We start from the raw sequence: 13,129 nt of genomic DNA on the forward strand, positions 1-13,129 counted from the left end.
GTTGATCACCCCTGCCACCCACCGGGCTGATCACCCCTGCCCTGAAGAACCCCACGACCTGACCGGGAGTACGCCTTCGTGGCCACTTTCCTCTACCGACTCGGCCGTCTCGCCTTCCGGCGACGGCACCTCGTCGCCCTGCTGTGGGTGGCCCTGCTGACCCTCGCGGGCGTCGGCGCGGTCAGCGCCCCCGCCGCCGGATCGACCTCCTTCTCCATCCCCGGCACGGAGGCACAGAAGGCCTTCGACCTGCTGGAACAGCGCTTCCCCGGGGCCAGCGCCGACGGCGCGACCGGACGCATGGTCTTCAAGGCGCCCCAGGGCGAGAAGATGACCGACGCCGCCAACAGGGCCACCGTCGCGAAGACCGTCAGGGAACTGGGCGACGGTTCCGAGGTCGTCTCCGTCACCGACCCCTACACGACCCACGCGGTCAGCAAGGACGGCACGGTCGCCTACGCGTCGGTGCGCTACGACGCCCCCGCCATGGAACTCGAGGACGCGACCAAGGACGCCCTGCAGAAGGCCGCCGACGAGGCCCGGGACACCGGGCTGACCGTCGACGTCGGCGGCGACGCGCTCCAGGCCGAGCCGGAGGCGGGGGCGATCGGTGAGGTCATCGGTCTCGCCATCGCCGCGGTCGTCCTGGTCATGACCCTGGGCTCGCTGGTCGCGGCCGGGCTGCCACTGCTGACGGCGGTCATCGGCGTCGGCATCGGCGTCGGCACCATCACCGCCCTCGCCAAGGCGCTCGACCTCGGCGACACCACCTCCACGCTCGCGGGGATGATCGGCCTCGCGGTCGGCATCGACTACGCCCTGTTCATCGTCTCCCGCTACCGCGCCGAGCTGGCCGAGGGCCGCGACCGCGAGGAGGCGGTGGGACGGGCCACCGGCACCGCCGGTTCCGCGGTGGTCTTCGCCGGCCTCACCGTCGTGATCGCGCTGGCCGGTCTCACGGTCGTCAACGTGCCGATGCTGACCAAGATGGGCCTCGCCGCGGCCGGCACGGTCGTGATCGCCGTCCTCATCGCGCTGACCATGATCCCGGCGCTGCTCGGGTACGCGGGCCGCAGAATCCGCCCCGTGGGCGAGAAGCGCAAGGAGGTCCATGGTGCGGACGCCTCTGCTCCGAAGTCGGGGAAGCCGGTGAAGCCGGTGAAGCCGGGGAAGCCCAACCTCGGCACCCGCTGGGCGAGCTTCGTCATCCGCCGCCCGGCCGCCGTGCTGCTGCTCGGCGTGGTCGGTCTCGGCACCGTCGCGCTGCCGGTCAGCCAGTTGGAACTGGGCCTGCCCGACGACGGTTCGCAGCCGACGTCCACGACCCAGCGCCGCGCCTACGACCTCCTCTCGGAGGGCTTCGGGCCCGGCTTCAACGGACCCTTGATGATCGTGGTCGACGCGAAGAACAGCGACGCCCCGAAGGCCGCGGCCGCCACGGTGAGCGACGGGATCAAGGACCTGGACGACGTCGCCACGGTCACCCCGCCGGCCTTCAACAAGGCCGGCGACACCGCGACCATCACGGTCGTCCCCGGCTCCAAGCCGTCCTCGACGCAGACCGAGGACCTGGTGCACGCCATCCGTGACGACGTCGCGTCCAAGGCGGACGCGGACGTCCTGGTCACCGGCACCACCGCGATGAACATCGACTTCTCGCAGAAGCTCTCGGACGCCCTGATCCCGTACCTGGGCCTGGTGGTCGGCCTCGCCTTCCTCCTGCTGATCGTGGTCTTCCGCTCGATCCTCGTCCCGCTGAAGGCGGCCCTCGGCTTCCTGCTCTCGGTGCTCGCGGCACTCGGCGCCGTGGTCGCGGTCTTCCAGTGGGGTTGGCTCGGCGGAGTACTCGGCGTCGAGGAGACCGGCCCGATCATGTCGATGATGCCGATCTTCATGGTCGGCGTGGTCTTCGGGCTCGCGATGGACTACGAGGTCTTCCTGGTGACCCGCATGCGGGAGGCGTACGTCCACGGCGAGTCCCCGAGCCAGGCCGTCGTGACCGGGTTCAAGCACAGCGCCCGGGTCGTGGTCGCCGCCGCGGTCATCATGATGGCCGTCTTCGGAGGCTTCATCAGCTCCGGAGAATCGATGATCAAGATGATCGGCTTCGGTCTCGCGATCGCCGTCTTCTTCGACGCGTTCGTGGTCCGCATGGCGATCGTCCCCGCGGTCCTCGCCCTGCTCGGCCGCCGCGCCTGGTGGCTGCCGAAGTGGCTGGACCGCGCGCTGCCCGACGTCGACGTCGAGGGCGAGGGACTGCGCACCCGGGCCGAGAAGGACGCGGACCCGGACGAGGACCGGGAGCCGGCACGCGTCTGACGCACCCGGTGTGAGCGGAGGTAGGCCGGTGGGGGAGTGCCCTCACCGGCCTTCCGCTGCCGTGGACCGGCCGAGATAAGTGACGGGCCCCGGATCCGGTACGGCGATCTCGTGGAAGCCGAGACGGTCGTAGAAGGCACGGGCGGGCGTGTTGGCGGACACCATGGACAGGTGTACGGCCGCCACGCCCCGCTCGTGCAGCGCGCGCAGGAAGCTCTCCATCAGCGCCCGCCCGTACCCGCGTCCCTGCCACTCGGGGAGCAGGTCGATGTGCAAGTGGGCGGGATACGCGGCGACTTCGGGCACGAGCATCCGCTCGGGGCGGTGCAGGAGCGCGATGATCTCCTCGTCGGGGGTGCGCGGCTCGCGGCGGGGCTCCGGGTAGCGGTCGGCCACGAGCGGCAGCCACTTCACCCGGTAGTCCTCGACGAACCGGGGCGTGTCGGCGGTACCGACGATGTACCCGACGGCCTGCCCCTCCCCGTCGTCCAGCACGAAGGCCAGCTCCGGTTCGAGATGGACGTAGGGGTCGGCGAAGGCGGCCGGGAAGACCTCGGGGTCCTGGTAGTGGGGACGCGCGTCCCGGCCCACGTGCGCGGTGCGGACACAGATGTCGTCGAGGGCCTCGCGGTCCTCGGGGCGGTAGGGGCGTACGGCGGGAGACGGGGTCATGGCGGCATCCTGCACGACCGGAGGCGGAGGGGGCTGCGGAACGCTTCAGGCCGGCGTCACGAAGACGCTGCGCTCGCTCACGTCGGGGAGGACGCGGGCGGCTGCGCGGGCAGTGTCTGTCGACGGTGGCTCTGCCGAGGGCGGCGCGTTCGGCGCCGTGCGCCCCGCACCCCCTTAACCCGCTCGCGTGCCCCCTACACCCACCGCTAGCGTGCCGTGCATGACGACCACCGACGCCGACGGCTCCCAGGCCGCCCACCCCCGTTTCGCCGAGGCTCTGCGCGAGCTGGGGCTCGATGAGCTGAACACCGAGGTCCGCCGCTTCCCGGACGCCACCCGTACCGCAGCCGAGGCCGCCGCGGCGATCGGGTGCGAGCTGAGTCAGATCTGCAAGTCGCTGATCTTCGCGGCGGACGGGGTGCCGGTGCTGGTGCTGATGGACGGGGCCTCGCGCGTCGACCTCGAACGGGTCCGGGCGGAGCTCGGCGCCGACAACGTCACCCGGGCCAAGGCCGACGTCGTACGGGAGGCGACCGGGTACGCGATCGGGGGCGTGCCCCCCTTCGGGCACCGTACGAGGACCCGGGTGCTGGCCGATCGCTCGCTGCTCACCCATGACGTGGTCTGGGCCGCCGCCGGCGATCCGCACGCGGTGTTCCCGCTTCAGCCCAAGGATCTGATCGCCCACGCCGGCGCCACCCTCGTGGACGTCCGCGAGCACACCTCGTGACACCTCTCGTCACCGCGGCCGTTCTCCTCGCCGCCGTCACGCACGCCAGCTGGAACGCCATCGCGCACCGGATCACCGACAAGCTGGTCGGGTTCACGCTGATCTCGGGTGGCGGGATGGTCATCGGGCTGGTGATCACCCCGTTCGCGGCGGTTCCGGCGGCGGGCGCGTGGCCGTATCTGCTGGCCTCGTGCTGCATCCACATCGCCTACTACGCGCTGTTGATGAAGTCCTTCCGGCTGGGGGACTTCGGGCAGGCGTATCCGATCGCACGCGGCACCGCGCCCCTGGTGGTCACCCTGCTCGCCGCGCTGTTCGCCCATGAGGTGCCGGACGGATGGGCCGCCGCGGGGATCGCCCTGTCCTGTGCGGGACTCACCGGTGTCGCGCTGTGGGGACTGCGGGGCCGCAGGCCCGACTGGGCCGCGATCGGGGCCGCGTTGGCGACCGGGCTGACGATCGCCGCGTACACCGTCGTCGACGGGCTCGGTGTGCGCGCCTCGGGCTCCTCGCTCGGGTACATCGCCTGGCTGATGGCGGTGCAGGGCGTGGTGATCCCGGCGTACGCGCTCCACCGGTGGCGCGGGCAGTTCCGCACCGTCCTGCGGCCGTTCGCCACCGTGGGTCTGCTGGGCGCCGCCCTGTCCGTCACCGCGTACGGGCTCGTCCTGTGGGCCCAGACCAAGGCCGAACTCGCGCCCATCGCCGCGCTGCGCGAGTCCTCGATCATCGTCGGCGCGGCCATCGGCGCGGTGTTCTTCAAGGAGCGGTTCGGGGCGCCGAGGATCGCGGCGGCCGGGCTGCTCGTGGTGGGCATCGGGCTGATGCTGCACGCCGGGTGAGGCCGGTCTCGCCGACTATCGGCCGACGGTGAGTGCCCACCGGACGCGGGATGAAGCCGCGACCTGCACCGTGGCGTCCGTGCGAGAGCTCGTCAGATCCATCTGGTTGAAGATGCTGTTGACCTCTCCGTTCACGCAGGCGAGGGGGAAGCTCAGACCGACGGGTCGCACCGAGACGGTGAGCGTTCCCTCTCCCTGACAGTTCACGAGGACCGCGAGGGGTCCGGCCTTCAGCCCGCCCGGAATCTCCAGTTCCGCACTTCCCCGGACGTTCGCCCTCCGCACCAGGACCCTCCCGTCCGGGAAAGGCGGAGCCTTGGCCACGGTTTCGCCCGGTACGTGGTTGACACTGTCAGGCGTCGACGACTTCGCCGGTGACGAGACGGAAGGGGGCGGCGGTGTCCGGGGAAAGGCAACGGCATCGTCCTGGTCGCTGGTGCAGCCCGCGAGGGAGACCGCCACTGCCAGTCCCCACACCGCGGTGAGCGTTCTTCTGATCGAGGTCTCCCGGTCGTGGATACCGCCCTGTTGAGCAGTCGAACCCATTGTCGGCCGAACCGGTCAAGTCCTGCTCAAGCCCCGACCAACCCCGCCCCTTGTTTGCCTACTTGCCGCTGACTTGACGGTTCGTTCCCCGAGCGTTCAGGGCCCGCGGGATCACCAAGTGCTTCGGTGGCGTCGTGGCGCTCGACGACGTCGACTTGATGTGACGGCGCCGGGAAGACCACTCTGCTCGGGCCACTGCTGGGCCTCGCCGGGCCGCCGACGCGCGGGAACCTGGCCGCGCTGGCCGAACTCCGCGGCCGGGACGCCCGTACCGCCGGCATCGATGACGTGCTCGACCAGGTCGGGCTCACCGACGTCGCCGGCGACAGGGTTCGAGGCTTCTCCCTCGGCACGCGCCGGCGGCTCGGGCTCGGAGCCGCACCGCTGACCCGGCCGCGGCTGCTGGTGCTCGACGAACCGTCCAACGGGCTCGACCTGCCGGAGAACGGCAGGCGCATCCCGATGTACGGGGCGTTCACAGGCAAGCCGGACACCACCCCGTTCACCGCGGTGCCCCACCGCACCTCGCTGCCCGGCGACAAGAAGGTCTACGCGCCGAACGACGTGCCGGGCGCCTACCTCCCGTCGGCGGAGTCCGACGGCTGACCGGGCCCCGTGCATCGGCATCGTGGAAGGAGCACTCTGGAAGCAGAGATCCGGAGGTGACCGTCATGACGCACACCGCTGTGGGTTGGCACGTCGAGCTGGAGTTCCGGGAGGACGAACGGCACACGGAGGCGGCCGCGCTGGTCCGCCTGCCCGACGGGACCGAGGTACGGGCGCACGGACACGCCAGCCGCCACCGCAGCGACCCGAATCAGCCGCGGGTCGGCGAGGAGGTGGCGGGGGCGCGGGCGCTGAACGAACTCGCCATGCAGTTGCTGACGAAGGCGCACGACGAGATCGACGAGGCGTCCGGGCGGACGTCCCACTCGATCAACGTGTAGCCCTCACAGGGCCGCCCGCACCGCCCGGACCAGCGCCTGCGCCCTGGGGTCCGCCGTGACCGTCTTGCGGAAGCCGTTGGTGACATAGCCGAGGGCGATGCCCGTCTCCGGGTCGGCGAAGCCGAGGGAGCCACCCCGGCCGGGGTGGCCGAAGGAGCCCGCGCCGAGGAACGGCGAGGCGCTGCCGTGCAGCATGTAGCCGAGCCCGAACCGGGTGTTCACGACGAGCACCCGGTCCGGGCCGGCCGACTCCTCGGTGCGGGCGAGCTCGACGGTGGCCGGGTCGAGGAGGCGCACCCCGTCGACCTCGCCGACCATCGCCGCGTAGATCCGCGCCAGCCCGTCGGCCGTCGCGATCCCGTTGGTCGCGGGCAGGGCGCTCGCCCGGTACTCGGGCGCGTTCTGGTCGGGGAAGGGGGTGATCGCGGCGAAGGCACGGCGGGTGAGGGAGCCGGGATCCTCGTAGGCCTCGGTGACGGACCGCTTGGGACGCGCGCGCAGGGCACCGGTGGGCTCCGGCGCCTCGATACGGCCCACCCGTCCCGTCCGCCCGGCCGCCTCCTCTTCCTGCGGCAGCCCGAGCCAGAAATCCGCCCCCAGCGGTCCGGCGATCTCCCGCGCGATCCACGCACCGGCCCCGGCCCCGGTCACCCGGCGCACCAGCTCGTCCAGCATCCAGCCGTACGTCAGCGCGTGGTACCCGTGGTCCGTGCCGGGCTCCCAGACGGGTGCCTGCGCGGCTACCGCCTCGGATCCCTTCAGCGGGTCCAGGGCCTCCTCGGGGGTGAGCGGGCGGTCGAGCACGGGCAGCCCGGCCCGGTGGTTCAGGACCTGCCGGACCGACACCCGCTCCTTGCCGCGCGCCTTGAACTCGGGCCAGTACTCGGCCACCGGCGCGTCCAGGTCCAGCTCCCCGCGCTGGTGCAGCATCAGGGGTACGGCGGCGGCGACGCCCTTGGTCGCCGAGCGCACGACCTGCGCGGTGCCGCGCCGCCAGGGCTCGGTGCCGTCGACGTCCCTGGTGCCGGCCCACAGGTCGACGACCTTGCGCCCGTCCCGGTACACGGCGAGCGCGGCGCCCCGGTCCCCGAGCGCCTCGAAGTTCCGCGCGAACACGTCCCTGACCGGCTCGAAGCCCTCGGCGACTGCGCCGTTCACGTCCACGCCGTACTCCTCCTGCTGCCGCCCGGTGCCTTGCTCGATGCCCCTCTCAGCCAAGCAGAATCGTCACGTCGATGTTCCCGCGGGTCGCGTTGGAGTACGGGCAGACCTCGTGGGCCGCGTCCACCAGCTTCGCCGCGAGGTCCGCGTCGAGGACCGGCAGGGAGACGCTCAGGGCGACCGCGAGGCCGTAGCCGCGGTGCTTGTTGGGGCCGATGCCGACCTTCGCGGCGACCGTGGAGCCGGTCAGGTCGTAGCCCTCGCGGTTGCCGACGAGGATCAGCGCGTTGTGGAAGCAGGAGCTGTAGCCGGCGGCGAAGAGCTGCTCCGGGTTGGTGCCGTTGCCGTCCCCGCCGAGCGCCGGCGGCATCGCGACCTTCAGCTCGATCTGGCCGTCCTGGCTGGTGACGAAGCCGTTCCGGCCGCCGTGGGCGGTGGCCTCGGCCACGTACATGATCTTCGTCGGCCGGGTGTCGACGGCGGTTTCCTCAAGCATGGCTGGTCTCCCCCCGGAGAAGTGCGCACAAGTACATCGTGCACAAGGTACCGGCCGGTAGGTCGGGGTCGGGTTACCAGGGGGTAGCAACCCTGGGTAACAGAAGGTCAGCGGGGGCGCTCGGCCGCCGCGTCCGCCCGTTGCGCGAGCCGCCGCAACTCCTCGCGCAACCGCGCGGCCTCCGTACTGTCCAGCGCCGTGGCCTCCAGCAGCGCGCCGGGGACGCACGTCGCGCGGTCCCTGAGTTCCTCCGCGCGTGCCGTGCACGCGACGAGCACCGAGCGCTCGTCGGCCGCCGCGCGCTCCCGGCGCACGAGCCCCGCCGCCTCCAGCCGCTTGAGCAAGGGCGAGACCGTGCCGTAGTCGAGGCGCAGGGCGCTCGCCAGCTCCTTCACCGTCGTCTCGCCGCGCTCCCACAGCACCAGCAGCACGAGGTACTGCGGGTAGGTGAGCCCGAGCTCGTCGAGGAGCGGCCGGTACGCGGCCGTCACCGCGCGCTGGGCGGCGTACAGCGCGAAGCACAGCTGGTCGTCGAGCAGCAGTGATCCGGCGTCCTCTTCGTTCGTCACGCGCCCATTGTCACGGACCGCGGGTCGAATCCGAAGGGCAGCTCCAGACGGTGGGCGCGCATCAACTCGTCGTCGGAGAGCAACCCACCGGTGGGGCCGTCCGCGACGATCGTGCCCTCGCTCAGGATCAGCGAGCGCGGGCACAGCTCCAGCGCGTACGGCAGGTCGTGCGTGACCATGAGGACCGTCACGTCCAGCGAGCGCAGGATGTCGGCGAGTTCGCGGCGGGAGGCCGGGTCAAGGTTGGAGGAGGGCTCGTCCAGGACGAGGATCTCCGGCTCCATGGCGAGCACGGTCGCCACCGCCACCCGGCGCCGCTGGCCGAAGGAGAGGTGGTGCGGGGGCCGGTCCTTGAACTCCGCCATGCCGACCAGGCCGAGCGCCCGGTCCACCCGCTCCTCCAGCTCGGGCCCCCTGAGCCCGGCCGCCGCGGGGCCGAACGCCACGTCCTCGCGCACGGTCGGCATGAAGAGCTGGTCGTCGGGGTCCTGGAAGACGATCCCGACCCGGCGCCGGACCTCCGCCATGTGCTTCTTGTCCACGGGCAGCCCGGCGACCTGCACCGTGCCCACCCCGCCGCTCAGGATGCCGTTGAGGTGCAGCACCAGGGTCGTCTTGCCGGCGCCGTTCGGGCCGAGCAGCGCGACCCGCTCGCCGCGCGCGATCGAGAAGTCCACGCCGAACAGCGCCTGGTGCCCGTCGGGGTAGGCGAACGCGAGGCCGGAGACCTCCAGGGAAGCAGTGCTCACAGGGCCCATCCCAACACACAGACGACAAGGGCGGCGACGGGCAGCGCGAGGGCGTACGACCACTGCGTCCGGGACGCGGTCACCTCGTCGATGACCGGCATCGAACCGGCGTAACCCCGGCTGACCATGGCCAGGTGCACGCGCTCGCCGCGCTCGTAGGAGCGGATGAACAGCGCGCCGGCCGACTTCGCGAGGACGCCCCAGTGCTTGACGCCGCTCGCCTCGAAGCCCCGTGACTCGCGCGCGATCCGCATCCGCCGCATCTCGTCGGTGATGACATCGCCGTAGCGGATCATGAAGGACGCGATCTGGACGAGGAGCGGCGGCAGCTTGAGCCGTTGCAGGCCGAGGAGCAGTTCGCGCAGTTCGGTGGTGGAGGCGAGCAGCACGGACGCGGCGACGCCGAGCGTGCCCTTGGCGAGCACGTTCCACGCCCCCCACAGGCCGCTCACGCTCAACGACAGCCCGAGCACCTCGACCCGCTCGCCCTCCGCGACGAACGGCATGAGCACCGCGAACGCCACGAACGGCACCTCGATCAGCAGCCGCTTCAGCAGGAAGCCGGCGGGCACGCGCGCGGTGTACGCGACGACGCCCAGGAGGACGGCGTACAGGCCGAACGCCCACATCGCCTCGCGCGGGGTCGAGACGACGACCACCACGAAGGCGAAGACCGCCGCGAGTTTCGTGTGCGGCGGCAGGGCGTGCACGGGCGAGTGCCCGTGCCGGTAGAGCCTGTGCGCGTGCCCCGCCCCCATGTCAGACGCTGCTCGTGCTCGCCGGGGAGGCATCGGCCGTACGACGCCTGCGGACCGCCCAGAAGATGCCGGTGCCCGCGACCACGGTCACGCCGACGCCGATCACGCCCGCCAGCCCCCCGGACAGGCGGGCGTCCTTCACGTCCTTCACGCCGTAGTCGGCGAGCGGCGAGTCCGCCGTGGCGTGCTCCTCGGTCTTGGCGTCGATGCCCTTGTCGGCGGCGACCTTCTCCAGCCCGTCGGGGCTCGCGGAGGCGTAGAAGCTGACGAACCCGGCGAGGACCAGGGAGGTGACCAGCCCGGTGATCCACACCTTGCGGTGGGAGCGGGCGGCGGCGACGGGCGCGGTGTCCGGCACGTCGACCAGCTCGCCGCCGACCCGCAGCTTGAGCTTCTGCCGGAGGCCGCGGGCGCCGTACACCAGGTCGGGGCGTACGGCGACGACGGCACCGACGGTCAGCGCGGTGATGGCCGCCTCGCCGATGCCGATGAGGACGTGGACGCCGATCATCGCGGTGGCGACCTTGCCGAGGGAGACGTCGGTGGTGCCGCCGACGGCGTAGATGAGGGTGAAGGCGAGCGCGGCGGCGGGCACGGAGAGCACGGCGGCCACGAAGGAGGCGGCGGTGATCGCACCGCGCCCACGCGGAAGCACCTTCACCAGCCCGCGGAAGACGGCGTACGCCACGACCGTCGTGACGACGGCCATGTCGGTGATGTTCACGCCGAGCGCGGTCAGGCCGCCGTCCGCGAAGAGGATGCCCTGCATGAGCAGGACGACCGAGACGCACAGGACCCCGGTGTAGGGGCCCACGAGGATCGCGGCCAGGGCCCCGCCGAGGAGGTGTCCGCTGGTTCCGGCGGCCACCGGGAAGTTCAGCATCTGCACGGCGAAGATGAAGGCCGCGACCAGGCCCGCCAAGGGCGCGGTGCGTTCGTCCAGCTCACGGCGGGCGCCGCGCAGGCTCACCGCGACGGCGGTCGCGGCGACCACGCCGGTCGCCGCCGAGATGGGGGCGTCTATGAATCCGTCAGGCACATGCACCGTTCGATGATAGTGGCTTGTTGCGAACTCTTTGCAAGAGAGCTGTGCCACGAACAGCAAGTCGAGGGCTTTCGGTCCCGGGGGCGGAACGCGGGAAATGTGCGACGCTGGGGAAGGAATGGATGCACAGCTTCCGCACAGGTTACGCAGCGTGAGAGGGCCGTCACGATGTCTGTAGTCGAACAGTACGCGCGAGCCCACATCGTTTCGGACGCGGACATCGCGCAGGACGAGGCGGTCCCGGTGGTCCTGCGCTACGACCCGGAGGCCGACCCGCGCTCGGTACGGGTGGGCCTGCCGGGCACCCACGAGTGGACCTTCTCCCGGGCGCTGCTGGAGCAGGGACTCAGGGCCCCGGCAGGCAGCGGTGAGGTGCGGGTGTGGCCGTGCGGGCGGGTCCAGGCCGTGGTGGAGTTCCACTCCCCGCAGGGGGTGTCGGTGGTGCAGTTCGAGCAGAAGACCCTGCTGAGGTTCCTGCGGCGGACCTATATGGCCGCCGCACCGGTGCGGAACTGACCGCGGTGCGGGCTCAGCCGCCCATCTTCAGCAGGGCCGCCACGATCGGGCCCGCCGTGTCGCCGCCGTGGCCGCCCGCCTGGACGACGCCTGCGGCCGCGAGGTCGCCCCGGTAGGCGGTGAACCAGCCGTTCGGCTTCTTCTGGCCGTCGACCTCCGCGGAACCGGTCTTCGCGCCGACGTTGCCGGACACCCCGGACATCGCCTCGGCCGCCGTGCCGTAGCCCGCCGTGTACGCCATCAGCTCACGGAGCTGCGACAGCGTGCCCGAGGACATCGTGCGCGAGGCGGTGGCCAGCGTGCGGTTGTCGACCGAGGGGGAGACCAGGTAGGGCTGCTTGAAGGTGCCCGACTCGACGGTGGCGGAGACCGACGCCATGTTCAGCGGGTTCATCCGGACCCCGCCCTGGCCGATGAGCGAGGCCGCCTTCTGGGCCGCGCTCTGCACCGGCACCGAGCCGTCGAAGGACGGGACGCCGATCGCCCAGTTGTCCATGGACAGGCCGAAGACCTGCTGGGCCTGCTCGGTCAGGCTGCCGTTGTCCAGCTTGCCCGCCTGGCTGATGAAGGCGGTGTTGCAGGAGCGGGCGAAGCTCGCCTTGAAGGTGCCGCCCTTGATCTCGAACTTGTCGTCGTTCTGGAACTTCCAGCCGCCGTACGTGAAGTACTTCGGGCACGGGTGCGCCTTGTCCGCGGAGGCGAGGCCCTTCTCGATCAGCAGCGAGGAGGTGATGACCTTCATCGTGGAGCCCGGGGCCAGGGAGCCCTGGAAGGCGGTGTTGAAGCCGTGGCTCGCGTTCGCCACCGCGAGGATCTCGCCGGTCGACGGACGCAGGACCACGACGGAGGACCGCGCCCGCTTGGCGACCTGCGCCTCGGCCGCCGCCTGGAGCGTCGGGTTCAGCGTCGTCCTCACGGTGCCCGGGGTGCCCTTGCTGAGCTCCACCAGGGTCTTGTCGGAGTCCTTGGACTTGGCGGAACCGGCGCCCTTCGCGCGGATCACCCGCAGCTCGATGCCCGCCTTGCCGCCGGCCTTCTTGCCGTACTTCTCGCGCAGCCCGTCCAGCACGGTGCCCAGCGACGGGTACTTGGCCGCGGTGATCTCGCCACCGTCCCGGTCGACCGCCTTGATCGGCGGGGTCCCGGACTCGCCGGTGACGAGGGTGTCCCCGTCCTTCAGGTCGGGGTGGACGACCGAGGCGCTCCAGCGCACCCGCGGCTTCCCGGTGCCGGTGTCGCGGACGACGGTCAGCGAGCTGTCGTAGGCGAGCGGCTTGCTCATGCTCTTGTACGTCACCGTCGCCTTGACGGAGAAGGGCACCTTGTCGCCGGTGCGGGTGCCCGGGGTGAGGGTGACGCCGGTGATGTGGGCGTCCTTGGCGTAGCCGGTCAGGAGAGCGGTGGCCGCCTTGGTGTCGCTGGTCGCGGCGGCGGCCGGCCCCACCTTGCCCTGCTGCCAGGAGGTCAGGAAGGTGGTCGCCGTGGTGGTGACCTCGGCTGCCGACAACGGGCCGGTCTTCACCTTCGGCTTGTGGTCGGCGGCCGAGGACGTGTTCTGCGTCCGGTCGTCGGCCGCCGCTCCACCGCCGTACAGCGCGTACACACCGAAGCCGGCGCCGCCGACGACCACGGCGATCATCCCGGCGACCACGGCGGGCCTGGTCTTCCGTCGCTCGGCGACGCGCCTTCTGTTACCCACGACTTACGCTTCCTCCGCGCTTTGCAGGGTCCCCGTTGCCCTCATGCACCTCAACGACTGCAACAGACTAGAGTCCCTGT

General features: G+C 71.5%; 13 protein-coding genes and 1 pseudogene. 6 read left to right on the forward strand and 8 right to left on the reverse strand.

The features are described from left to right. The first annotated feature begins 78 nt into the window (after positions 1 to 78). Positions 79 to 2,319: an MMPL family transporter gene (locus ABZ098_RS21685; RefSeq protein ID WP_356593467.1), complete on the forward strand. Its 2,241-nt coding sequence runs from the start codon at positions 79 to 81 to the stop codon at positions 2,317 to 2,319. A 42-nt stretch (positions 2,320 to 2,361) separates the two neighbouring features. On the opposite strand, the gene ABZ098_RS21690 is transcribed toward ABZ098_RS21685, so the two are convergent. After that, the gene (locus ABZ098_RS21690; RefSeq protein WP_356593468.1) at positions 2,362 to 2,991 is read right to left on the reverse strand and encodes a GNAT family N-acetyltransferase; all 630 of its coding nucleotides are present in this window, start codon (positions 2,989 to 2,991) and stop codon (positions 2,362 to 2,364) included. 220 nt (positions 2,992 to 3,211) lie between these two features. On the opposite strand from ABZ098_RS21690, the gene ABZ098_RS21695 reads away from it, so the two are divergent. The 4 genes and pseudogenes from ABZ098_RS21695 to ABZ098_RS21710 all read left to right on the forward strand — a co-directional run bounded on the left by ABZ098_RS21695 (position 3,212) and on the right by ABZ098_RS21710 (position 6,056). Further along, positions 3,212 to 3,721 carry a YbaK/EbsC family protein gene (locus ABZ098_RS21695; RefSeq protein WP_356593470.1) on the forward strand — a complete coding sequence of 170 codons (510 nt, stop codon included), beginning with the start codon at positions 3,212 to 3,214 and terminating at the stop codon, positions 3,719 to 3,721. Further along, a complete protein-coding gene (locus ABZ098_RS21700) occupies positions 3,718 to 4,563 on the forward strand; it encodes a DMT family transporter (protein WP_356593472.1) in 846 nt (281 codons plus the stop codon). The genes ABZ098_RS21695 and ABZ098_RS21700 overlap by 4 nt, the downstream gene beginning before the upstream one ends. A gap of 656 nt (positions 4,564 to 5,219) precedes the next feature. Beyond that, positions 5,220 to 5,544, forward strand: a pseudogene (locus ABZ098_RS21705) (ATP-binding cassette domain-containing protein); the annotation flags it as partial. A 236-nt stretch (positions 5,545 to 5,780) separates the two neighbouring features. Next, positions 5,781 to 6,056 (forward strand): DUF1876 domain-containing protein, encoded by a 276-nt coding sequence (locus ABZ098_RS21710; RefSeq protein ID WP_356593474.1) that lies wholly within the window; start codon positions 5,781 to 5,783, stop codon positions 6,054 to 6,056. Between the two features lie 3 nt (positions 6,057 to 6,059). Here ABZ098_RS21710 and ABZ098_RS21715 read toward each other — a convergent pair whose 3' ends face one another. The 6 genes from ABZ098_RS21715 to ABZ098_RS21740 form a co-directional block, all read right to left on the reverse strand. After that, positions 6,060 to 7,220, reverse strand: a complete 1,161-nt coding sequence (locus tag ABZ098_RS21715) for a serine hydrolase domain-containing protein (RefSeq protein ID WP_356593781.1) — start codon at positions 7,218 to 7,220, stop codon at positions 6,060 to 6,062. A gap of 46 nt (positions 7,221 to 7,266) precedes the next feature. Beyond that, complete coding sequence (locus ABZ098_RS21720) at positions 7,267 to 7,713, reverse strand: organic hydroperoxide resistance protein (protein WP_356593476.1); 447 nt, start codon at positions 7,711 to 7,713, stop codon at positions 7,267 to 7,269. Between the two features lie 107 nt (positions 7,714 to 7,820). Continuing rightward, a complete protein-coding gene (locus ABZ098_RS21725; protein ID WP_356593478.1) occupies positions 7,821 to 8,282 on the reverse strand; it encodes a MarR family transcriptional regulator in 462 nt (153 codons plus the stop codon). Next, positions 8,279 to 9,040, reverse strand: a complete 762-nt coding sequence (locus ABZ098_RS21730; RefSeq protein ID WP_356593480.1) for an ABC transporter ATP-binding protein — start codon at positions 9,038 to 9,040, stop codon at positions 8,279 to 8,281. Before ABZ098_RS21730 ends, ABZ098_RS21725 begins: the two co-directional genes overlap by 4 nt. Continuing rightward, positions 9,028 to 9,789, reverse strand: a complete 762-nt coding sequence (cbiQ, locus tag ABZ098_RS21735) for a cobalt ECF transporter T component CbiQ (protein ID WP_356593482.1) — start codon at positions 9,787 to 9,789, stop codon at positions 9,028 to 9,030. Before cbiQ ends, ABZ098_RS21730 begins: the two co-directional genes overlap by 13 nt. 1 nt (position 9,790) lies before the next feature. Further along, positions 9,791 to 10,834 (reverse strand): energy-coupling factor ABC transporter permease, encoded by a 1,044-nt coding sequence (locus tag ABZ098_RS21740; protein WP_356593484.1) that lies wholly within the window; start codon positions 10,832 to 10,834, stop codon positions 9,791 to 9,793. 168 nt (positions 10,835 to 11,002) lie between these two features. Between ABZ098_RS21740 and ABZ098_RS21745 the strand changes: the two genes are divergently transcribed. Next, on the forward strand, positions 11,003 to 11,350 hold the full coding sequence (locus ABZ098_RS21745; RefSeq protein WP_356593486.1) for an SsgA family sporulation/cell division regulator: 348 nt from the start codon (positions 11,003 to 11,005) through the stop codon (positions 11,348 to 11,350). A gap of 13 nt (positions 11,351 to 11,363) precedes the next feature. On the opposite strand, the gene ABZ098_RS21750 is transcribed toward ABZ098_RS21745, so the two are convergent. Beyond that, positions 11,364 to 13,049 carry a penicillin-binding transpeptidase domain-containing protein gene (locus ABZ098_RS21750; protein WP_356593488.1) on the reverse strand — a complete coding sequence of 562 codons (1,686 nt, stop codon included), beginning with the start codon at positions 13,047 to 13,049 and terminating at the stop codon, positions 11,364 to 11,366. Positions 13,050 to 13,129 lie beyond the last annotated feature (80 nt).

It is taken from the genome of Streptomyces sp. NPDC006335, from assembly GCF_040612795.1.
Classification (GTDB): domain Bacteria; phylum Actinomycetota; class Actinomycetes; order Streptomycetales; family Streptomycetaceae; genus Streptomyces.